This window comes from Streptomyces sp. NBC_01142 (assembly GCF_026341125.1).
In the GTDB taxonomy this organism is placed as follows: Bacteria; Actinomycetota; Actinomycetes; order Streptomycetales; family Streptomycetaceae; genus Streptomyces.
Window position 1 is genome coordinate 3,054,996 of record NZ_JAPEOR010000001.1, and the last position, 20,532, is coordinate 3,075,527.

Annotated in this window: 20 protein-coding genes; 13 read left to right on the forward strand and 7 right to left on the reverse strand. The window is 70.5% G+C overall.

Annotation, left to right across the window (positions count from 1 at the left end):
• The first annotated feature begins 114 nt into the window (after positions 1-114).
• Entirely contained in the window at positions 115-861 is a 747-nt protein-coding gene (locus OG883_RS13860; RefSeq protein ID WP_266539816.1) for a PIG-L deacetylase family protein, read from the forward strand.
• 347 nt (positions 862-1,208) lie between these two features.
• Here the strand turns inward: OG883_RS13860 and OG883_RS13865 are convergent, their stop codons facing one another.
• The gene (locus tag OG883_RS13865) at positions 1,209-2,147 is read right to left on the reverse strand and encodes an NAD(P)/FAD-dependent oxidoreductase (RefSeq protein WP_266539818.1); all 939 of its coding nucleotides are present in this window, start codon (positions 2,145-2,147) and stop codon (positions 1,209-1,211) included.
• A 63-nt stretch (positions 2,148-2,210) separates the two neighbouring features.
• Here OG883_RS13865 and OG883_RS13870 point away from each other — a divergent pair, with 63 nt between their 5' ends.
• From OG883_RS13870 to OG883_RS13925, 12 genes are all read left to right on the forward strand, one after another.
• On the forward strand, positions 2,211-2,795 hold the full coding sequence (locus OG883_RS13870) for a helix-turn-helix domain-containing protein (RefSeq protein ID WP_266539820.1): 585 nt from the start codon (positions 2,211-2,213) through the stop codon (positions 2,793-2,795).
• 96 nt (positions 2,796-2,891) lie between these two features.
• Entirely contained in the window at positions 2,892-3,860 is a 969-nt protein-coding gene (locus OG883_RS13875) for an NADPH:quinone oxidoreductase family protein (protein WP_266539822.1), read from the forward strand.
• Positions 3,857-5,038, forward strand: coding sequence for an acyl-CoA dehydrogenase family protein (locus OG883_RS13880; protein ID WP_266539824.1), 1,182 nt, complete (start codon positions 3,857-3,859; stop codon positions 5,036-5,038). Before OG883_RS13875 ends, OG883_RS13880 begins: the two co-directional genes overlap by 4 nt.
• Positions 5,035-6,129 carry an acyl-CoA dehydrogenase family protein gene (locus tag OG883_RS13885; RefSeq protein ID WP_266539826.1) on the forward strand — a complete coding sequence of 365 codons (1,095 nt, stop codon included), beginning with the start codon at positions 5,035-5,037 and terminating at the stop codon, positions 6,127-6,129. The genes OG883_RS13880 and OG883_RS13885 overlap by 4 nt, the downstream gene beginning before the upstream one ends.
• 88 nt (positions 6,130-6,217) lie before the next feature.
• The gene (locus tag OG883_RS13890) at positions 6,218-7,816 is read left to right on the forward strand and encodes an ABC transporter substrate-binding protein (RefSeq protein WP_266539828.1); all 1,599 of its coding nucleotides are present in this window, start codon (positions 6,218-6,220) and stop codon (positions 7,814-7,816) included.
• A 23-nt stretch (positions 7,817-7,839) separates the two neighbouring features.
• A complete protein-coding gene (locus OG883_RS13895) occupies positions 7,840-8,805 on the forward strand; it encodes an ABC transporter permease (protein ID WP_266539830.1) in 966 nt (321 codons plus the stop codon).
• The gene (locus OG883_RS13900; protein WP_266539832.1) at positions 8,798-9,664 is read left to right on the forward strand and encodes an ABC transporter permease; all 867 of its coding nucleotides are present in this window, start codon (positions 8,798-8,800) and stop codon (positions 9,662-9,664) included. The genes OG883_RS13895 and OG883_RS13900 overlap by 8 nt, the downstream gene beginning before the upstream one ends.
• Positions 9,665-9,714: 50 nt before the next feature.
• A complete protein-coding gene (locus tag OG883_RS13905) occupies positions 9,715-10,638 on the forward strand; it encodes an ABC transporter ATP-binding protein (protein ID WP_266541524.1) in 924 nt (307 codons plus the stop codon).
• Positions 10,631-11,290 (forward strand): ABC transporter ATP-binding protein, encoded by a 660-nt coding sequence (locus OG883_RS13910; RefSeq protein WP_266539834.1) that lies wholly within the window; start codon positions 10,631-10,633, stop codon positions 11,288-11,290. The genes OG883_RS13905 and OG883_RS13910 overlap by 8 nt, the downstream gene beginning before the upstream one ends.
• A gap of 175 nt (positions 11,291-11,465) precedes the next feature.
• Positions 11,466-12,341, forward strand: a complete 876-nt coding sequence (locus tag OG883_RS13915; protein ID WP_266541526.1) for a phosphatidylinositol-specific phospholipase C/glycerophosphodiester phosphodiesterase family protein — start codon at positions 11,466-11,468, stop codon at positions 12,339-12,341.
• 123 nt (positions 12,342-12,464) lie between these two features.
• Complete coding sequence (locus OG883_RS13920; protein WP_266539836.1) at positions 12,465-12,659, forward strand: hypothetical protein; 195 nt, start codon at positions 12,465-12,467, stop codon at positions 12,657-12,659.
• Between the two features lie 418 nt (positions 12,660-13,077).
• The gene (locus OG883_RS13925) at positions 13,078-14,649 is read left to right on the forward strand and encodes a hypothetical protein (RefSeq protein WP_266539838.1); all 1,572 of its coding nucleotides are present in this window, start codon (positions 13,078-13,080) and stop codon (positions 14,647-14,649) included.
• 27 nt (positions 14,650-14,676) lie between these two features.
• On the opposite strand, the gene OG883_RS13930 is transcribed toward OG883_RS13925, so the two are convergent.
• The 6 genes from OG883_RS13930 to OG883_RS13955 all read right to left on the reverse strand — a co-directional run bounded on the left by OG883_RS13930 (position 14,677) and on the right by OG883_RS13955 (position 20,167).
• A complete protein-coding gene (locus tag OG883_RS13930; protein WP_266539840.1) occupies positions 14,677-15,045 on the reverse strand; it encodes a DUF779 domain-containing protein in 369 nt (122 codons plus the stop codon).
• A 91-nt stretch (positions 15,046-15,136) separates the two neighbouring features.
• A complete protein-coding gene (locus OG883_RS13935; RefSeq protein WP_266539842.1) occupies positions 15,137-15,898 on the reverse strand; it encodes a YitT family protein in 762 nt (253 codons plus the stop codon).
• Positions 15,882-17,021, reverse strand: a complete 1,140-nt coding sequence (locus OG883_RS13940) for a homoserine O-acetyltransferase (RefSeq protein ID WP_266539844.1) — start codon at positions 17,019-17,021, stop codon at positions 15,882-15,884. The genes OG883_RS13935 and OG883_RS13940 overlap by 17 nt, the downstream gene beginning before the upstream one ends.
• Positions 17,018-17,755, reverse strand: coding sequence for a gamma-glutamyl-gamma-aminobutyrate hydrolase family protein (locus tag OG883_RS13945; RefSeq protein WP_266539845.1), 738 nt, complete (start codon positions 17,753-17,755; stop codon positions 17,018-17,020). Before OG883_RS13945 ends, OG883_RS13940 begins: the two co-directional genes overlap by 4 nt.
• Positions 17,752-19,086 carry an O-acetylhomoserine aminocarboxypropyltransferase/cysteine synthase family protein gene (locus tag OG883_RS13950; protein WP_266539848.1) on the reverse strand — a complete coding sequence of 445 codons (1,335 nt, stop codon included), beginning with the start codon at positions 19,084-19,086 and terminating at the stop codon, positions 17,752-17,754. The genes OG883_RS13945 and OG883_RS13950 overlap by 4 nt, the downstream gene beginning before the upstream one ends.
• Positions 19,073-20,167, reverse strand: coding sequence for a fatty acid desaturase family protein (locus OG883_RS13955; RefSeq protein ID WP_266539851.1), 1,095 nt, complete (start codon positions 20,165-20,167; stop codon positions 19,073-19,075). The genes OG883_RS13950 and OG883_RS13955 overlap by 14 nt, the downstream gene beginning before the upstream one ends.
• Between the last annotated feature and the right edge of the window lie 365 nt (positions 20,168-20,532).

The following is a 20,532-nucleotide window of genomic DNA, read 5'->3' on the forward strand; positions in this document are numbered from 1 at the left end:
CGGACAACTTCCCGACGAGCTGAGCCGGACTCCGTACGACTGCCGCCCGCCCCGCATGATCCACGGGTTGGGTGGCGCGGGGTATCGGCCCGCCCGGAGCCGTATCCTGCGCGCATGACCGAGCAAGTGATCGAACAGCTGGCACCCATGCCGGAAGACTGGACGCGCGCGCTGGCCGTCGTCGCGCACCCCGACGATCTCGAGTACGGCGGCGCCGCCGCCATCGCCGGCTGGACCGACGGCGGCCGGGAGGTGGTCTACCTCCTCGCCACGCGTGGCGAGGCAGGCATCGACACCATCGAACCGGCCAAGTGCGCCCCGCTGCGCGAGCAGGAGCAGCGGGCGAGCGCGGCGGTCGTCGGTGTCTCCACCGTGGAGTTCCTGGACCACCAGGACGGGGTGATCGAGTACGGGACCGCGCTGCGCCGGGACATCGCGGCAGCCATTCGCCGTCACCGCCCCGAACTGGTCATCACCCTCAACCACCGCGACACCTGGGGCGGCACCGCCTGGAACACACCCGATCACCGGGCTGTGGGGCGGGCGACGCTGGACGCGGCCGGGGATGCCGGAAATCGCTGGATCTTCCCCGAGCTCATCTCGGAGCGGGGGCTGGAGCCGTGGAGCGGGGTGCGCTGGGTTGCCGTCGCGGGCTCCTCGAGTCCTACCCACGCGGTCGACGCGACCGCGGGCATGGAGCGTTCCATCCAGTCCCTGCTGGCACACCGCACGTATATCGAGGGGCTGACGGACCAGGACCCGGAAACGTACTGCCGAGGCTTCCTGACCGGAAACGCGCAGGCCACCGCGGCGCGCTTCGGCGGCCGGCCCGCCGTCGCCTTCGAGCTGTTCGGCCGCTGACACCGAGCGGTACGTCGCCCAGCACCATTTTCTGATGAATCGTCAGAAAGGCTGGGGCGGTGATCGACCATTGAACCGGGAGATCGCCGAGGGTGAGGAGCGGATACGCCTCGACACCGAGGACGGCATCGCCTTCTCACTCTCGGCCGGCCCGACAAGCTCAACGGCTGGAGCGGGCAATCCTGCCGCCGACCGGGCCCGATGGCCGATCGGATCCGCTACGACCTCACCATCAGGGCCGTGCTGCTGCGCGGCGAGGGCAGGGCGAACGCCCTTCTGGGGGCCGCGGATTCCGGTCGGATTCGTACGTACGACAGTCGCGCCCATTGTCATGCCCGGGCATCCCCTCAGGCAGTCGCCGCGCGGTCCAGGTCGGCGAAGACCAGCTCGTTGTTGATCGTCGCCCCCGCCCGGTGCCCCGCGCTCGCGGCGTTCACCACCTGCTCCCCGGGCCCCGCCACGTTCCCGGCCGCCCAGACGCCCGGCACGGTCGTCCGCCCCGTCCCGTCCACCCTGACGAACCGGCCGAAGGGTGTGTCGTCCGTCTCCGCCCCGAGCGCCGCCAGCAGTCCGTCCCGCGGCCGGAAGTGCGGAGGGACGAAGACGACGGACCTGGGGTGGACCAGCCCCCCTTCCATCCGGACGCCCGTCAGCCGGTCCTCCTCGACGGCCAGCCCCGCCACCTCGCCGCTCACCACCGGGACCTTCGCCGCCGCGAGCCGTCGCCGGTCGTCGTCGGAGAGCGTGTCCACCGTGTGCAGGAAGAGCGTCACGTCGTCGGACCACTGCGAGACCAGCAGCGCCTGGTGCGCGCCCAGCACCGGTGAGGCGATCACGCCGAAAGCCTGGTCCCGGACCTCCCACCCGTGGCAGTACGGGCAGTGCAGCACATCCCGGCCCCAGCGCTCGGCCAGCCCCTCGATCTCGGGCAGCTCATCGACGAGCCCTGTTGTCACGATCAGGCGCCTCGCGTGGACCGCGCGCCCGCCCGCGAGCCGGACATCGAAGCCGTCCGCCCCGTCCGGTATCGCGTCGGTCACCTCGTCCTCGGCCAACTCCACGCCGTACGCGGTGACTTCACGGCGGCCGACGGCCAGGAACTCCGCCGGGCTCATTCCGTCCCGCGACAGATAGCCCTGCATGTGCGCGGCCGGGGCGTTGCGGGGCTCGCCCGCGTCGACCACCAGTACGCTGCGCCGCGACCGGCCCAGGATCAGCGCGGCGCTCAGCCCGGCCGCAGAGCCGCCGACAACCACCACGTCGTATTCGTTCTCGTTGATGACCATGACGCGAGCATTGATCCGCCTCGCGTCATTGACAAACCTTGTTGCTGTTTCTGCAATAGGGGCATGGACGACGACGCACGGCTCGATGCCGTACTGAGTGAGGTGGGGCCCCGCCTCCGCAGAATCCGGCGCGAGCGGGGCGCCACGCTCGGCGCGCTCTCCGAGGCGACCGGCATCTCGGTGAGTACCCTGTCCCGGCTGGAGTCCGGTGGGCGCAAGCCCAGCCTCGAGCTGCTCCTGCCCATCGCCCGGGCTCATCAGGTCCCGCTCGACGAGCTGGTCGGCGCCCCGCCGGTCGGTGACCCGCGGGTCCGGTCCAAGCCCATCGTGCGGGGCGGCAGGACGATGCTTCCGCTCACTCGCCAGCCGGGCGGCCTCCAGGCGTACAAGGTGGTGCACCGGCCCGACGGCGAGGAGCCCGTGCAGCGGACGCACGAGGGCTACGAATGGCTGTACGTCCTCGCCGGCAGGCTGCGGCTGCTGCTGGGCGACCACGAGGTGGTGCTGGGCGCGGGGGAGGCGGCGGAGTTCGACACGCAGGTTCCGCACTGGTTCGGCCCGGCGGGGGAGAGGTCGGTGGAGTTTCTGAGCCTGTTCGGGCCGCAGGGCGAGCGGATGCATGTGCGGGCGAGACCCAAACAGGGCTGACACCGAAGCGGGGTCGAAGGGGCCCTTCCCGTGAGACAAGCGACCGCTTAGTATGCGTTCGAGCGTGGTACTGCCTACGGTTTGTGGAGGCCCGAAATGCAGGCATGGCGAGTGCACCGGAACGGCGAGCCGAGCGAGGTGATGCGGCTCGAGGAGGTGGACCGGCCCACGCCGGGCGAGGGGCAGGTGCTGCTGAAGGTCCGCGCCGCGAACATCAACTTCCCCGACGCGCTGCTCTGCCGCGGTCAGTACCAGGTGCGGCCGCCGCTGCCCTTCACGCCGGGCGTGGAGATCTGCGGCGAAACCGAGGACGGCCGCCGGGTGATCGCCAACCCGGCGCTCCCGCACGGCGGACTCGCCGAGTACGTCGTCGCCGACGCGGCGGCGATGCTGCCCGCACCCGAAGCCCTCGACGACGCCGAGGCGGCCGCACTGCACATCGGCTACCAGACAGGCTGGTTCGGGCTGCACCGCCGTGCACATCTCCAGGCCGGTGAGACGCTCCTCGTGCATGCGGCGGCGGGCGGCGTCGGCAGCGCCGCCGTGCAGCTCGGCAAGGCGGCCGGCGCGCGCGTGATCGGTGTCGTCGGAGGCGCCGACAAGGTGCGTACGGCACGCGAGCTGGGCTGCGACGTCGTCATCGACCGCAGGGCGGACGACATTGTCGCCGGGGTCAAGGAGGCGACCGGCGGGCGCGGCGCGGACGTCGTCTACGACCCGGTCGGCGGAGACGCCTACGCCAAGTCCGTGAAGTGCATCGCCTTCGAGGGCCGGATCGTGATCGTCGGCTTCGCGAGCGGCGCGATCCCCTCGCCGGGCCTCAACCACGCCCTGGTGAAGAACTACTCCATCGTCGGCCTCCACTGGGGCCTGTACAACCAGATGGATCCGGCCGCGATCCGCGACTGCCACGAGGAGCTGACCAAGCTGGCGGCGCAGGGCGTGGTCAAGCCGCTGATCAGCGGACGCGTCGCCATGAAGGACGCCGCCGACGCCGTCCAGCGGGTCGCCGACGGCACGACCACGGGCCGCCTGGTCGTCATCCCGGAGGGAGAGGCCCGATGACGGACGCCGCCGAACTGCGCAGCCGCACCGAGGAGTTGCTGGCCGCGCATCCGCCGGCCACCACCGGCCGCACCGACTTCCTGAAGGCGCGCTTCGACGCGGGTCTCGCCTGGGTGCACTACCCGAAGGGCCTCGGCGGCCTCGGCGCCCCCCGCTCGCTGCAGGCCGTCGTGGACGCCGGGCTGGCGGCGGCCCAGGCACCCGACAACGACCCGCGCCGGATCGGCATCGGCCTCGGCATGGCCGCGCCGACGGTTCTCACGTACGGCTCCGAGGAGGTGAAGCAGCGCTTCCTGCGTCCGTTGTGGGTCGGTGAAGAGGTGTGGTGCCAGCTCTTCAGTGAACCCGGTGCAGGATCCGACCTTGCGGCTCTCGGCACCCGGGCCGTACGGGACGGCGACGACTGGGTGGTCAATGGGCAGAAGGTGTGGACCTCCAGCGCCCATGTGGCCCGCTGGGCGATCCTCATCGCCCGCACCGACCCCGATCTGCCCAAGCACCGGGGCATCACCTATTTCATCTGCGACATGAGCGACCCGGGCGTCGAGGTGCGCCCGCTGCGCCAGATCACGGGTGAGGCGGAGTTCAACGAAGTCTTCCTGACCGACGTACGCATCCCCGACGCGCACCGGCTCGGGGAGGCCGGCGAAGGCTGGAAGGTCGCCCAGACCACCCTCATGAACGAGCGTGTCTCGATCGGCGGCAGTCGCATTCCCCGCGAAGGGGGCATGATCGGCCCGATCGCGCAGACCTGGCGCGAACGCCCCGAGCTGCGCAGCCACGATCTGCACCAGCGGCTGCTGACGCTGTGGGTGGACGCGGAGGTCGCCAGACTGGCCGGAGAGCGGCTGCGCCAGCAGCTCGTCGCGGGCCAGCCGGGCCCCGAGGGCAGCGGAATGAAGCTCGCCTTCGCCCGCCTCAACCAGGAGATCAGCGGTCTCGAGGTCGAACTCCGCGGTGAGGAAGGCCTGTTGTACGACGACTGGGCCATGCGCCGTCCCGAACTCGTCGACTTCACCGGGCGCGACGCCGGCTACCGCTATCTGCGCTCCAAGGGCAACTCCATCGAGGGCGGCACCAGCGAGGTGCTGCTGAACATCGTCGCGGAACGCGTCCTCGGACTGCCCTCCGAGCCGCGCAACGACAAGGACGTCGCCTGGAAGGACCTGGCCCGATGAACACGCAGCCCGATCTTCTCTACTCCGAGGCCGAGGACGACCTGCGCGCGGCCGTCCGCTCGTTGCTCGCCGACCGCAGCGACACGGCGTCCGTCCTGGTGCGCGCCGAGTCCGGCACGCCGTACGACCCCGAGCTGTGGAAGGCGCTCGCCGGGGAGGTCGGCGCCGCAGGACTGCTGGTTCCCGAGAAGCTCGGCGGACAGGGCGCGAGCCACCGCGAGGCCGCCGTGGTGCTGGAGGAACTGGGCCGCAGGGCCGTCCCGGCGCCGTACCTCACGGGCTCCGTCATCGCGACCGAGACGCTGCTTGCGCTCCACACGGGCACGGCGAGCGAGGCGGTCGCCGGACTGCTGACCGCCCTCGCGAACGGCCGCAAGGTCGCCGTGCTCGCCGTGCCGCTGTCCGCGTCCCCGGACGGCCCGTTGCCCGTCGATGCGACGAGGATCACCGGTGTCGCGGACGCGGCAGCCGCGGATGTGCTGCTGGTGCTGAAGTCCGACGGGCTGTACGCCATCGACACGGCGAGTGTCACCGTCGAACCGCAGACCTCGCTCGACCTGACCCGTCCGCTCAGTGCCGTCACCCTCGAGGACGCATCCGCCGCGACCCGCCTCGCGGACGCGGAGAGCGGGCATGCGGCCGTCCGCCGGGGGCTGCTCGCCGGGGCCGGACTGCTGGCCTCCGAGCAGCTGGGGCTCGCCGAATGGTGCCTGGAGGAGACCGTCCGCCACACCCGTGAGCGCCATCAGTTCAACCGGCCCATCGGCTCCTTCCAGGCGCTCAAGCACCGGATGGCACAGCTGTGGCTCGAGGTCGTCTCGGCCCGCGCGGCCGCCCGCAGCGCGGCGGACGCCCTCGCCACCGGCAGTCCGGAGGCCGCCCTGGCGGTGGCCGTCGCCCAGGCGTACTGCTCCAGGGTCGCCGTGCACGCCGCCGAGGAGTGCGTCCAGTTGCACGCGGGCATCGGCATGACCTGGGAGCACCCCGCGCACCTGTATCTCAAGCGCGCCAAGGCCGACGAGATCGCCCTGGGGACTCCGGGCCGGCACAAGGAGACGCTGGCCGGGCTGGTCGACCTCCCCGTTCCGTAGGGGGTCATGGGTAGCTGCGCCCTTTACATACTGTTTAATTGCCAGTGCTTGGCAATAACAGTTGATCTTCAATAGGGGTGCGCAGAGCATGACGGCCCGATCGATACGGGTGTTGGCCGCCGCGACGCTGGCCGCCGCGCTGACCATCAGCGCGGCGGCCTGCTCGAACCCGGGCAGCGGCACGGCAGGCAACAAGGCCGCCAAGGGGACGGTGGTCGTCGGCATCGCATACGAGCCCGAAAGCCTCAGCCCGCTGCTCGGGTACGGCAAGGACGGCAACTCCAAGATCTTCGACGGGCTGCTAGCCGTCGACGGTGAGATGAAGCTCCGGCCGGCACTCGCCTCAGCGCTGCCCGAGGTGAGCAAGGACGGGCTGACGTACACGTACAAGCTCCGCCAGGGCGTGAAGTTCAGCGACGGCAAGCCGTTCGGCGCCAAGGACGTCGTCTTCACCTACCGGACCATCCTGGACAAGAAGACCAACAACGCCTCCAAGACCGAGCTCGACGCCGTCAAGGACATCAAGGCGACCGGCGACGACACCGTCGTCTTCACACTCAAGTACCCCTACGCGCCCTTCGCCGAGCGCACCGTTGTGCCCATCGCCCCCGAGCACATCGCGGCCGGACAGGACGTCAACACCGGTGACTTCACCACCAAGCCGATCGGCACCGGCCCCTACGTCCTGACCGGCTGGTCCAAGGGCGAGAAGATCAGCTTCAAGGCCAACCCCGGCTACTGGGGCGGCGCGCCGAAGGTGAAGAAGTTCACCATGGCGATCATCAAGGACGACGATGTCCGCGCCACCCGGCTGCGCTCCGGCGACCTCGACGGCGCGATCCTGCCGCCCAACCTCGCCAAGGGCTTCAGGGGCGAGAACGGCAGGAAGACGTACGCCGCCACGACGTACGACTACCGCACCGTGACTCTGCCGACCCACAACAAGGTCGCCGGCGACACCGCCGTCCGCCGGGCCCTCGATGTCGCCGTCGACCGCGAGACCATGGTCGACAAGATCCTCGAAGGCGCAGGCAAGCCCGCCTACGGCCCTGTCCCCACCGACAGCGAGTGGTTCGCCGAGGGCACCGAGCGCACCCACGACATCGCGCGGGCGAAGAAGATCCTCGACGACGCCGGCTGGAAGCCCGGCAAGGACGGTATCCGCGTCAAGGACGGCGTACGCGCCACCTTCCCGCTCTGGTACCTCTCCGGCGACAAGCTCCGCCAGGAGCACGCCCTCGCCTACGCCTCCGACGCCAAGAAGGCCGGCATCGACATCAGGACCGAGGCGGGCACCTGGGAGGTCATCGAGCCGCGCATGAAGGACGACGCGGTCCTCGCGGGCGGCGGCGCGCCCGGCGACCCCGACTTCGACCAGTACCTGCTGCTGAAGTCCTCCCTCGGCGGCGACGGCTTCAACAACATGGCGTGGTACGACAACAAGGCCGTCGACACGGCCCTGGAGAAGGGCCGCAAGAGCGGGACGAAGGCGGTACGCAAGGCCGCGTACGACACCGTCCAGCGCGAGCTCGTGAAGAACCCGGGCTACACCTTCCTCACCCACATCGACCACCTGTACGTCGTGGGCGACCACTGGGACGGCCTCTCCACCCAGGTCGAGCCGCACGACCACGGCCTGGCCTCGGGGCCCTGGTGGAACGTCGAGGACTGGACGCCGAAGAAGTGATCCGCAGCCTCCCCTGGGGGGCAATGGCACGGATGACGGGGCGGCGGGCACTGCTCGCCGCCCCCGTCCTCCTGGTGGTGACCTTCGGGGTCTTCGCCGTCGCCGCGGCCTCCCCCTTCGACCCCGTCAAGGCGTACACCGGCACCGCCGGGCTGACCGCCTCGCAGGAGAACCTCGACCAGATCCGCGCCAACCTCGGCGTCGACCAGCCGCTGGTGACCCGCTGGTGGAACTGGCTGACGGCCGCTGTGAGCGGCGACTTCGGCGATTCCAGCGTGATGCGCCAGCCCGTTGCCGACGTCATCGCCGAGCGGATCGGCTGGTCGGCGCTGCTCGCCGCCACCGCGTTCGCCGTCGCGATCCTGCTCGGCACGGTCCTCGGTGTCCTGGCCGCCCGACGCAGGGGCGGCTGGCTCGACCGCTGCGTCAGCTCCGCGGCGTACACCCTCGAGGCCGCGCCCGCCTTCTGGCTGGGCCTGCTCGCCATCTGGTTCTTCGCGCTGAAGCTGGACGTGCTGCCGGCCGGCGGCCTCACCGACACCGCGAGCGACGTCGTCACCGCCGGCCAGGTCGCCTCGCATCTGGTGCTGCCCGCGGCCGTCCTCGGGATCTCCCAACTGCCCTGGTTCTTCCTGTACGTACGCCAGGGAGTTGCCGACGCCCTGGACGAGGACCCGGTGCGCGGCGCCCGGGCGCGGGGCCTCGCCGAGCGGACCGTGCTGCTCGGGCATGCCCTCAGGTCCGGCATGCTGCCGATGCTCACCCTCATCGGCTCTCGTGTACCCGAGCTGATCACCGGCGCGCTGCTCGTCGAAACGGTCTTCAGCTGGCCCGGCATCGCCGCCGCCACCGTGCAGGCCGCGACCTCCGTCGACTTCCCGCTGCTGGCCGCGCTCACCGTTCTCGCCACGGCCGCGGTGCTGCTCGGCAATCTCCTCTCCGACCTGCTGTACGGACTCGCCGACCCGAGGGTGGGCTTCGATGGCTGACCTCGTATGGCGCTCGCACGGGCGCACCCGCCGCTCCACCCGCACCGTCCGCGTCTCGGTCTCCGTCGTGATCGTCGCCGCCGTGGTGCTTGCCGTTCTCGTCGTACCGCCGCTGGTCCAGCTCGACCAGCAGGCCGTCGATCTCGCCCGGAAGCTTCAACCGCCGTCCCTCGCACACCCCTTCGGGACCGACGACGTCGGCCGCGATCTGCTGCTGCGCTGTGTGTACGGACTGCGGGTCTCGCTGCTCGTCGGCCTTGTCGCGGCGCTGGTGGCCACCGTCATCGGCACGGCGGTGGGCGCGGCGGCAGCGGCCTTCGGCGGCTGGACCGACCGGCTCGTGATGCGGCTCGTGGACACCTTCTCGTCCGTGCCGCACCTGCTGCTCGGCATCTTCATCGTGGCCATGTTCCGTCCCGGGGCAGGGCCGGTCATCGTCTCCGTCGCGCTGACGCACTGGCTCTCCACGGCCCGTATCGTCCGCGCCGAAGTCCTCTCGTTGCGCTCGCGCCCGTACATCGACGCGGCGATCAGCGGAGGCGCGAACCGGTGGCGGGTCACAGTGCGCCATCTGCTGCCCGGTGTGCTGCCCCAGGCGGGGCTGGCGGCCGTGCTGATGGTGCCGCACGCCATGTGGCACGAGTCCGCGCTGTCCTTCCTCGGCCTGGGCCTGCCCGCCCACCAGGCGAGCCTCGGCAACCTGGTGCAGTCCGCGCGAGGCTCACTGCTCGCGGGCGACTGGTGGCCGACGCTCTTCCCCGGACTGTTCCTGATCATCCCGACCCTCGCCATCGCGGGCCTGGCGGGCGCCTGGCGGGAACGGATCAACCCGCGCCGCCGATCGGAGCTGATGCTGTGACCACGCCGCACCCCGTCCTGACGGTGCGCGAGCTCTCCGTACGGTTCCGGATGCGCGGCGGGCGGCACATCGCCGCCGTCACCGGCGCGAGCTTCGACCTCGCCGCAGGCGAATGTCTCGCCCTCGTCGGTGAGAGCGGCTGCGGCAAGTCCGTGCTCGCCTCCGCGCTGCTCGGCCTGCTGCCCGGCAACGCCCGGACCGCCGGCTCCGCCGTCGTCGACGGCATCGAGCTGCTCGGCGCGGACGAGCGGACACTCGCGCGCACGGTGCGGGGGCGCCGCATCGGACTCGTACCGCAGAGCCCGGCCGCCCACCTCACCCCCGTACGGACCGTCAGATCGCAGCTGGAGGAGACCCTGCGCGAGCTGACCGGTACACCCCGGCGCGACGTACGCAGGGCCGCAGTGGTGGCGGCCGAGCGGGCCGCCTTCCCCGCCGATCACCTCGACCGCCATCCGCACGAGCTCTCCGGCGGGCTCGCCCAGCGCGCCGCTACCGCACTGGCTCTCATCGGAGACGCGCCCCTGCTGCTCGCCGACGAGCCGACGACGGGGCTCGACCGCGAGCTCGTGGACCGTACGGCCGACGAGCTGCGCCGTCACGCCGACGAGGGCCGGGCGCTGCTGATGATCACCCATGATCTGGCAGCGGCCGAGCGGATCGCCGACCGCGTCGCCGTGATGTACGCCGGCCGGATCGTCGAACTCGCCGACGCGGACGCCTTCTTCGGGAAGCCGGGACCTCGCCACCCGTACGCCCGTGGACTGCTCAACGCCCTGCCCGAGCGGGACTTCGCGCCGATCCCCGGCCTGCCGCCGGAGCTCGGTGACCTGCCCGACGGCTGCGCCTTCGCACCGCGCTGCGATGTGGCGACCCCGGCATGCGGCACTCGGCCTGCCCTCGTGAACGGGTCCGCCTGCCACCACCCGCTGGGCGTGGATGCGCCCCGTTCCCAGGAGGCGCACCGTGCTTGAGCTCGAAGCGATCACCGCCGGGTACGACCGTCGCCGGCCCGTCGTACGGGACGTCTCACTGAGCCTCGCCCCCGGCGAGGCGGTCGGACTGCTCGGCCCCAGCGGCTGCGGCAAGTCCACCCTCGCGAAGGTGGCGGCGCTGCTGCACCGGCCGCACGCCGGCCGCGTGGTCATCGACGGCGAACCCGTTCGCCGCTGGCGGCACGGCGCTCCACAGTCCCAGCGCACCGCCATCGGCGTCGTCTTCCAGCAGCCGAGACTCTCAGCCGATCCACGGCTGCCGCTGCGCGACCTGATCGCCGAGCCTCTGCGTGCCACGGGCCGCAGGAGCGAGATCACCGAGCGGACCGCTGAGCTGGCCGACGCCGTGGGGCTCACCGGCGAACTGCTGGGCCGCCGCCCGCACGAGGTCAGCGACGGCCAGCTGCAGCGTGCCTGCCTGGCGCGGGCGCTGGTGCTGCGGCCGCGCTGGCTGGTGTGCGACGAGATGACCGCGATGCTCGACGCGTCCACAACTGCCGCGCTGGTCACCGTCGTCGAGGAGTACCGCCGCGAACACGGCGCGGGCCTGCTCGCCGTCGGCCACGACCGCGTCCTGCTGGAACGCTGGTGCGACCGTACGGTCCACTGGTCCGAGCTCGGCGGCCGGTGACCCGCAGGCCGACCGGAACGCCACCGCCCCGGCGCCTGTGCTCCGCGATGTGCTCTGAGACCGTGCTGATCAACAGGTGACGCGTGGCCGAACTCTTCGCGCTGCTCTGCCCATTGGGCCGCCCGGGGCGGATACTCGCCGGTGTCCCTCCCGACCCGCAGAGCCCGGAGGCACCATCGTGCTGATCACCCGCCGCAGAGCCGTCACCACCCTCGCCGCCGCGCTGGCCGGCGCCGTTGCCGTGCCCACGTACGCGCAGGCCGCGCAGGCCGCGCAGAAGCACAGTGGGCCCACTCGCCCGAGGCCGCTGCGCCAGGCACATGCTCACAACGACTATCTGCACGAACGGCCCCTGCACGACGCCCTGTCGCACGGTTTCACCAGTGTGGAGGCCGACGTCTTCCTGGTGGACGGGGAACTGCTCGTCGCCCACGAGCCGGCGGAACTCGACCCGACCCGTACGCTGCGTTCGCTCTACCTGGACCCGCTGCTGGCCCGGGTGAAGGCCAACCACGGCCGCGTGTACCGCGGATACCACCGGCCCGTTCAGCTGCTGATCGACATCAAGACGAACGGGGTCGCCGCGTATCTCGAACTCGACCGCCAGTTGAGGCCCTACCGGCGGATGCTGAGCAGCTGCACGTACGGCCGTGTGCGCCTCGGCGCCGTCACCCCGGTCATCTCCGGTGACCGTAGTGCCCGCGTCCCGATGGAGGCACAGCGTGTGCGGTACGCCTTCTACGACGGCCGTCTCGAAGACCTCGGCAGCTCGGCCCCTGCCGCCTTCATCCCGCTGATCTCGAGCAACTGGACGCAGAGCTTCAGCTGGCTCGGTACAGGACCGTTCCCGGCCACGGAGCGGGAGAAGTTGCACACGACCGTCTCCACCGCCCACCGCAACGGCCAACGGGTCCGCTTCTGGGCCACGCCGGACGTGGCCGGGCCCGCGCGGGACGCCGTCTGGAGCGAACTGCTCGCCGCGCGCGTCGACCACCTCAACACGGACGACCTGGCCGGCCTCGAACGCTTCCTCCGCGCACGCGTCCAGTAGCCCCAAGTCCCTGTCGGACAACACCCGAACGGCGGACATGCCAGTCGGCCGTTTGGGCCCTCCGTTACGCCACACTGGCGGCCGAATGCCGCAATTCCGGCGCGGCGGCGGAGGAGGTTGGCGATGGCCATTTCGATCTCAGTGGTGCTGCTTCTGCTCGTTCTCGCAGTGATCTTTCTGCGCAACGGCGGACTGAAGCTGTCCCACGCGCTGGTCTGCGCCCTGCTCGGCTTCTTTCTCGCGGGCACGAGCATGGCGCCGACCATCCAGGAAGGCATCGCGGCCACCGCCCATGTGGTCGGCAGCCTCACGCCCTGACGGACGAATCAGCGCCGAGGCGGGACCCGTCCCCATTCGGCCGCGGTTCAGAACGCACCGGTTCGCCTCCCGCCCGGTGCGCGAAGGCGGCTCGTCTCCGGACGCCTCGCAAAGTCGGCCGTCAGGCGGGAGCAGGCCAGGGAGAACCCGCCCGCCCACCGCCCAGCACCCCCGTCGGTGATTCCGTCCACGCCGGTGATGAGGTCAGGGCGTCTTCTCCGTCGTCGCAAAGTTCCTCCAGCATGATGCGCCGACACCTGTACCTGCCGGGTTCTGCTGTGAAGTGGACAAGAACTTCCCGGTCGTGAAGCGCCCATGAAATATGGCGCCCATCCATGGACACCTCGAGGGGCCCGCCCTAACGTCGGGCGGCGGCGCGGCTGTACACCGCACGTACCGTACGCAACCGAGGAGCCGAATGTTCCCAAGAGCGCTCGCCCGCGCCCTGGCCCTGACCCTCGCCGTCGGCGCCATCACCTTCACGGCCCCGGCCGCCGGCCGGGCCGAGGAGATACCCAAGGCCCCGGGGCACCGTCTGGTCAGTCAGTACGAAGGTGCGCCCGCCGCCGCGCGGCCGGTACCGGGGCAGGCGCCTCCGCAGCACCCCTTCCTCGCCCCCAACGGGCGCAGCGGCATGCACGCGGACGCCGCCGGCAGCGGCACCCACCCCTATTCCGGCCCCCTCGGCCACGACCCGCGGGTCACCAGCGAGAAGATCGCGCCGATCGGCGGCGAGTGCGCCACCGCGACCTTCGACGCGGACGGCCGGCTGATCACCGTCTGCGGAACCTTCACCGGGTTCCTCCTCAAGCTGCTCGACCCGCGCACCCTCGACACCCTTGCCGAGTACCGGCTGCCACAACGCTCCTCGACCGTCGAGGCCATCACCCGGCTCGACTTCTCGAAGATCTTCAAGGACACCTCGGGCGGCGCCTACTTCTACCTCGACGACCAGGACCGGGTGATTCTCGCGGACTCGCGCCAGCACGTTCTGCGCATCGCCCACAACCAGGCATCGGACGGCAGTTGGCGCTTCGCCGTCGAGGACGACTGGGACCTCACCGCACATGTCCCGCACGACTGCGTCAGCTGGACGAACCTCTTCCCCAGTGGCACCTGCGACCCCGTCACCTCGGTCATGCCCGACTGGCAGGGCCGGATCTGGTGGGTGACCCGGCTCGGCCGGGTCGGCACGGTGGACCCCGAGACCTCCCGGATCCGCTCCGTCCGGCTCGAGGGTGAGGAGATCCAGAACTCCTTCTCGGTAGCGAAGGACGGGGTCTCGATCGTCTCCGACCACGCGCTCTACAGCTTCCGCGCGGACGCGGACGGCACGCCGCAGGTGCAGTGGCGCCAGACGTACGACCGCGGAACCGGTACCAAACCCGGGTCGGTGAACCAGGGTTCGGGCACCACACCCGACCTCTTCGGCAAGGACTACGTCGCCATCACCGACAACGCCGACGACCGGATGAACGTCCTGGTCTACCGCCGCGGCACCGGCATCCCGGCCGGGGGCCGGCTGGTCTGCAAGGTGCCCGTCTTCGGCCCGGGCGCGTCCACCACCGACAACTCCCTGATCAGCTGGGGCAACAGCCTCGTCGTGGAGAACAACTACGGTTACGAGAACCCCGCCTCGCTCACCTTCGGCCGCAGTGTCGTCGGTGGTGTGACCAGGATCGACGTACGCGAGGACGGCAGCGGCTGCGACACCGTCTGGCAGAGCGACGTCCGCTCGCCGTCCACGGTTCCCAAGCTCTCCACCGCCAACGGACTGCTCTACTTCTACGAGAAGGAGCCCCACCGGCTCGGCATCGACGCCTGGTATCTGACGGCCGTCGACTTCCGCACCGGCGAGCGACGCTGGAAGCGGCTCACCGGCACGGGAGTGTCGTACGACAACAACTGGGCGCCGATCACCATCGGTCCGGACGGCACTGTGTACGCGGGTGTCTTCAACGGCATCGTTGCCGTACGCGACCGGGACTGACGACCACGACCACGACCGCGTCGACGGTCACGACTGCGCCGGATCGTCGGCCAGCCGGGACCGAATGAGGAAGCGGACCCCTTCTGGCGCCTCCAGCGAGAACCCGCTGCCCCGGCCCTCGACCACGTCCACGATCAGCCGGGTGTGCGACCACACCTCGTACTGGCTGACCGACATCCAGAAGGAGACGGGCTCCTCGACGCCCTCCACCCGAAGGGATTCGAGGAGGACGTCGGACGCCCCCGTACGGAACTCACCGTCCGGGTAGCACATGGGCGAGCTGCCGTCGCAGCAGCCGCCGGACTGGTGGAACATCAACGGGCCGTGGGTCTCCCGCAGTTGCCGCAGCATCGCGGCGGCCGCGGGGGTGAGTTCCACACGGGGAGCCTGGGACATGGGCGACTCCTGGAAGAGACCGAGGTGCGGGAGGAGGAGCGCGCGGCCGGCCGGTCGGCCGGATTCCATGGGACCATCCGGCCCGTTGCGACTACGTTGCAGGATCCGGATCCGGATCCGGGTTTGTGGCCGGGGTCGTGGTGGGGTCCGGGGCCGCGTCAGGAGCCGGGGCGGGAACCGGGCCCTTCACCTCCAGCATGGGGATGAACATCTGCGCCAGCGGGCCGATCGCGACGGCGTAGATGACCGTGCCGATGCCGAGCGTGGCCCCCAGCAGAAAGCCGATGACCAGTACGGTCAGTTCGATGACCCAGCGGACCCCGCGGATGGAGTGGCCGCGCGCCGCCCAGCCGGTCATCAGACCGTCGCGGGGGCCGGGTCCCAGTCCCGCGCCGATATAGGCGCCGGTGGCGACGCCGTTGAGAACGACACCCGCGATCAGCACCGTCCAGCGCAGCCACATGGCCTCCGGGACGGGGGTCCAGGCCATGAAGATGTCCATGACCGTGCCCACCAGCAGCACATTGCACACCGTGCCCAGACCGGGCTTGGTGCGCAGGGGGATCCACAGCAGAAGCACCAGCGCGCCGATGATGTTGGTCCACATGCCGATGCCAAGGCCGACCGTCCGCGACAGCCCCTGACTCAGCGCGTCCCACGGCTCGACACCGAGACCGGACTGGATCACCATCGCGTCGCTGACGCCGTACAGGACCAGGCCGAACAGCAGTTGCGACATCCGCCGGGCGGGCCGGTCGGGAATCAGCGGGCGCTGGATGACCGTACCGGCCCCGCGCGAGAAGCGGCCGGGCTTGCGCGCGAAGGGGCGCGGGCTGTCACGCGTCGATGTCATGGGTGCTCCCGAGTGCGGGGGTGGCGAGCCACTCTGCCACCGCGTCCAGGTACGCCGGGACCTCCATCAGGAAGGCGTCGTGCCCGCCCCGGGAGGTCTCCTCGTGGAAGTGCGCACAGCGGACCCCGGCCTTGGTCAGATGCTCGAGGATGTGGCGGCTGTGGTCGATCCCGTACAGCCGGTCGGACTCGAAACTGAAGAGACGCACATCCGGGTCGGCAGCCGTGACCAGGTCGCACGGCGTGGCGAAGGCGTCGAACAGGTCCATGGCCGTGGTCAGGGCGAGATAGCTGTTCGCGTCGAAGCGCGCGACGAGCTTGTCCGCCTGATGCTCCAGATAGCGCTCCACGGAGTACGGCCCCCAGGCCGGGACCGTCCCCGCATCGGCGCCGCCCGGCGGCGAGAGATCGCGCCCGAACTTGGCCTGCAGTGAATCCCCCGACATATAGGTGAGATGGCCGACCATCCGGGCGATTCCCAGCCCCACTGCCGGGCCGTCGTCGGCGGCATAGGCCCCGCCACGGAAGCGCGGGTCGCTGCGGATGGCGGCCCGCCCGATCGCGTTGTACGCCAGGTTGTCGGTGGTCAGCTGTGCCGAGGTGGCGATCAGCCCGTACTGGCGGGCGTCCCGCGGGTGGCGCAGCAGCCATTCGAGAACCTGCATACCGCCGAGCGAACCGCCGATGACGGCGTGCAGCCGCGGGACACCCAGGTGGCGCAGCAACTCGCGGTGGACAGCGACCATGTCGGCAACCGTCACCTGCGGGAACGGTGCGCCCGCGGGGCCGTCGCCCCTGGCGCCGGGGGCCGGCCCCAGGGTGCCCGAACAGCCGCCGAGCACATTGGCGCACACCACATGGAAACGCCGTGTGTCGATCGGCCGGCCGGGCCCCACCATCGCCTCCCACCATCCGGGCGCGTCGTCCTCGTCGTGCCGGGTCACATGCGAATCACCGGTCAGCGCATGGCAGATGAAGACCGTGTTGCGGCCCGTGGGGTCCGGCGGTCCGTACCGTTCGAAGGCCACCGGGACATCGGTGAGGGTCCCGCCCGACGCGAGGCGCAGCGGACGGTCCGCGCCGAAAAGCAGCGCGCGTTCCGGGCGGTGAGGGGTGTCCGTCACCCGCGCCTCCCGGCGCGTTCGGCGGCAGCCGCGCCGAAGGCGGTGAACAGCGGCTTGGAGACCGGATCCGAGGAGGCGTACCACTCCGGATGCCACTGCACGGCGAGACAGAAGGCGGCCGCGTCCGTCGCCGAGACGGCCTCGATGACGCCGTCGGCCGTCGTGGCCTCACGGCGCAGCCCCGGCGCGAGTCGGTCGATCGCCTGCTGGTGCAGGGAGTTGACCCGTACGGAGTCCTGGCCGGTGATCTCGCGCAGCAGACCGCCGGGAGTCAGAGCGATGTCGTGCCGCGGCAGGTACTGCTCGTCCCTGGGCAGCGTCAGGTCCTCGCGGTGGCCCGCACCGAGCGGCAGCGCGCCGATGTCCCGCAGCGTTCCGCCGTACGCCACATTGAGCTCCTGCAGCCCGCGGCAGATGCCGAGTACGGGAATGCCTGCTTCTACGGCCCGGGGGAGCAGGGACAGCGCCAGCTCGTCCCGTTCCGGGGCGCGTGGGCCCGGCGCGGGCGGGCTTCCGAACCGCTCGGGCGCGACATTGGACTCGTGTCCGCCGAGTACGACTCCGTCGAACCGGTCGAGCACGGCGGGCAGCCAGGCCGCCGGACCCTGCACCAGGGCGACCGCGCAGCCCGCGACCTCCTCGAGAGCGGAGACATACACCTGGCGCACCGCCGCGTGCGGCACTCGGCCGATGTCTTCGGTGACGCAGGCGAGGGCGACCAGCGGTGTGCTCATATCGCCTTCAGGGCCTGGTCGAGATCGGCGAGCAGATCGTCGATGTGCTCGACGCCGACCGCCAGCCGGATCGACCCCTGAGTGACCCCGGCGGCGATCTGCTCCGCCTCCGGGAGCTGCGCGTGCGTGGTGGACGCGGGGTGCGTCGCCATGGACCGGACGTCCCCGATGTTGGTGACGTGGGAGATCAGACGCAGTGCCTCGATGAACCGGCTGCCTGCCTCCCGTCCGCCCGTGACCTCGAACTGCACCAGCGGACCGCAGTTGCCGCGCAGATAACGGCGGACGCGAGCGCCCTCCTCGCCCTCGGCCAGGCTGGGGTGGAGGACCTGCTCCACCAGCGGATGGCCGTGCAGGAAGGCGGCCACCCGGGCGGAGTTCTCGCCGTGCACGCGCATACGGAGGGGGAGTGTCTCCAGCCCCTGGAGCAGAAGAAAGGCGTTGAACGGGCTCAGACACGGCCCGAGATCGCGCAACAGTGTCTCGCGGGCCTTGAGCAGATAGGAGCTGCGCCCGAGCGCGCCGCTCAGCTCCCTCCCGGTGCGGGTCCACACGACGCCGCCGTGCGCCTTGTCGGGAGTGGTCATCAGCGGGTGCCGGCCGGCATGCCGGTCCCAGTCGAAGGTGCCCGCGTCCACGATCAGCCCGCCGAGGCTGGAACCGTGGCCGCCGATGTACTTGGTCGCCGAGTACACCAGGATGTGCGCCCCGAACTCGATCGGCCGCAGGACGTACGGCAGCATCGTGTTGTCGAGGACGAGCGGCAGACCGTGGGCCTCGGCCGCCTCGGCGACCTCCTCGATCGGGAACAGCCGCAGGCGGGGGTTGGGCAGGCTCTCGCCGAAGTAGCAGCGGGTGCGGTCGTCGGTGGCAGCCGCGAAGTTCGCCGGGTCCTCGGGGCTGACGAACCGCGTCTCGATCCCGAACCGGGCGAAGGTGTTCGCCAGCAGGTTCCAGGTGCCGCCGTAGAGCTCGTTGGAGCTGACGATGTTGTCCCCGGCCTGGCAGAGGTTGAGCAGCGCGAGACTGACGGCGGCCTGGCCGGACGCGACGGCGAGTCCCGCGGCCGCGCCGTCGATCGCGGCCATCCGCTCTTCGAGGACGTCGCATGTCGGATTGTTCAGCCGGGTGTAGGCGTGCCCGTCCTGAAGGAGATCGAAGATGCCTGCCGCGACAGCGGTACTGGGCAGTTCGTACGCGGCGGTCTGGAAGATCGGCGTCACCACCGGCGGCGTGAGGCCCATCCGCGCCTGCGAACCGCCGTGCACAGCAGCCGATTCGGGCCTGGTGAAGTCCTTGGCTGCGGGAGTCTCCCGGTCACGCTGCGACATCGCGTCCTTCTTGGATCTGGTTCCCGGGCGTGGCCTCGGTACGGGTCATGGAACGGACGATCTCCGACATGGTGCTCGGCTGGCCTTCGGGACCACGGTGGAACAGCCCGCCCAACGCACCATCGACAGCCGCATAGTTGGGGTCCCGTAACCGGACCAGGCGTGTCTTGTGCAGGTTCCAGAAGGGCGTACGGGGGTCGAGGTGGTGCTCCAGGTGGTAGTTGTCGTTGTGAATGCCCGTCAGGAACTTCTCCCAGGTGCGGCTCTTGCGGTTGCGCGTCATATACAGATCGACGTTGGAGTCACGCACCAGCGGGGTGTGTTCGGAGAGTTCGATGTACCAGCCCAGGATCTGGAAGCTGGTGAGGTACGGAACCACCCAGAACAGCAGCAGGCCCAGCAGCCAGCCTCCGTACCAGGCGAGCCCGACGACGGCGGCCCAGAACAGCCAGAATCCCGCGCGGTCCAGCGCACGCTTGCGCCGCTGCACCGGTGAGGAGGCCTCGGCCCGCGTGTCCACTCCCTTGAGTACCCGGTACCGGTTGCGCACCAGATACCGCAGATAGGCCCAGGTCTGTGACCCCAGCAGCGGGAGGATGACCACCCGGCGCACATAGTTGCGCGTCGCGGCCTTGCGGTAGGCGCCCTGCTCGATGAAGAACCGCAGATCGGGGTCGCCGTCGGGGCTGCCCAGCTTGGGGTGGTGGGTGAAGACGTGCGAGACCTTGTAGGCGTAGTGCTGCTGGAAGATCGGGTACGCGGTGAGCACCGTCCCGGCGAACATCTGCAGCCGCTTGTCCGCGACGCCCACGCCGTGGGCGCAGTCGTGCAGCAAGGTGGACAGACCGCGCTGGCGGGCGCCGATGATCAGCGCCGCGAGCGGATAGAGCCAGTAGGAGCCGTACACGCAGACAGCGACGGACAGCGCCATCCAGAACACGTCCTCGGCCCAGGCGAGGAACACATGCCAGTTGTCGGCCCGGTTGAGGGTGTTCAGTTCCTGTTGGACATCGGAAGGGAATCGGTACATCCGGTAGCGCTTGCCGTCGTACGCCCACGTGCTGCTGGTGCTGGTGCTCAACAACTGCTCCTCATGCCCTGGTCCGGGATGACTTGTCGTGCAGCAGTGCGATTCTGCTGACACGAGCGAGCAGGGGACAACAGGATTTTGAGACAGCACTCATCGCCGCGACACCACTGACAAGGCCGGCCTCCGGGCCGGTCCCGGCTGTGGTGCAGAACACGCCGAGCCGCGCGCTCGGGCGACTGCGTCCCGGCGGTGTGCACCGAGAGGTTCGCGTGGCTCGAGCCTCACGGTGGCTCGACAGAACTTCAAGGGATCGGCGTCAGTGATGAGCGGTGAATACGGCCGGTCCGGGCTGCGCTGCCGAGAGCGGTACCCGGCCCCCTGGCGCCACCCTCGGGTGCGTGTCCGAAAAGCGACGG

Coding starts and splice junctions, on each gene's coding strand:
- OG883_RS13950 (WP_266539848.1), bottom strand. CDS start 19,086: ATGTCGCAGCGTGACCGGGAGACTCCCGCAGCCAAGGACTTCACCAGG.
- OG883_RS13930 (WP_266539840.1), bottom strand. CDS start 15,045: ATGTCCCAGGCTCCCCGTGTGGAACTCACCCCCGCGGCCGCCGCGATG.
- OG883_RS13870 (WP_266539820.1), top strand. CDS start 2,211: ATGGACGACGACGCACGGCTCGATGCCGTACTGAGTGAGGTGGGGCCC.
- OG883_RS13935 (WP_266539842.1), bottom strand. CDS start 15,898: ATGACATCGACGCGTGACAGCCCGCGCCCCTTCGCGCGCAAGCCCGGC.
- OG883_RS13865 (WP_266539818.1), bottom strand. CDS start 2,147: ATGGTCATCAACGAGAACGAATACGACGTGGTGGTTGTCGGCGGCTCT.
- OG883_RS13920 (WP_266539836.1), top strand. CDS start 12,465: ATGGCCATTTCGATCTCAGTGGTGCTGCTTCTGCTCGTTCTCGCAGTG.
- OG883_RS13880 (WP_266539824.1), top strand. CDS start 3,857: ATGACGGACGCCGCCGAACTGCGCAGCCGCACCGAGGAGTTGCTGGCC.
- OG883_RS13895 (WP_266539830.1), top strand. CDS start 7,840: ATGGCACGGATGACGGGGCGGCGGGCACTGCTCGCCGCCCCCGTCCTC.
- OG883_RS13945 (WP_266539845.1), bottom strand. CDS start 17,755: ATGAGCACACCGCTGGTCGCCCTCGCCTGCGTCACCGAAGACATCGGC.
- OG883_RS13860 (WP_266539816.1), top strand. CDS start 115: ATGACCGAGCAAGTGATCGAACAGCTGGCACCCATGCCGGAAGACTGG.
- OG883_RS13905 (WP_266541524.1), top strand. CDS start 9,715: ATGCGCGGCGGGCGGCACATCGCCGCCGTCACCGGCGCGAGCTTCGAC.
- OG883_RS13875 (WP_266539822.1), top strand. CDS start 2,892: ATGCAGGCATGGCGAGTGCACCGGAACGGCGAGCCGAGCGAGGTGATG.
- OG883_RS13885 (WP_266539826.1), top strand. CDS start 5,035: ATGAACACGCAGCCCGATCTTCTCTACTCCGAGGCCGAGGACGACCTG.
- OG883_RS13890 (WP_266539828.1), top strand. CDS start 6,218: ATGACGGCCCGATCGATACGGGTGTTGGCCGCCGCGACGCTGGCCGCC.
- OG883_RS13925 (WP_266539838.1), top strand. CDS start 13,078: ATGTTCCCAAGAGCGCTCGCCCGCGCCCTGGCCCTGACCCTCGCCGTC.
- OG883_RS13900 (WP_266539832.1), top strand. CDS start 8,798: ATGGCTGACCTCGTATGGCGCTCGCACGGGCGCACCCGCCGCTCCACC.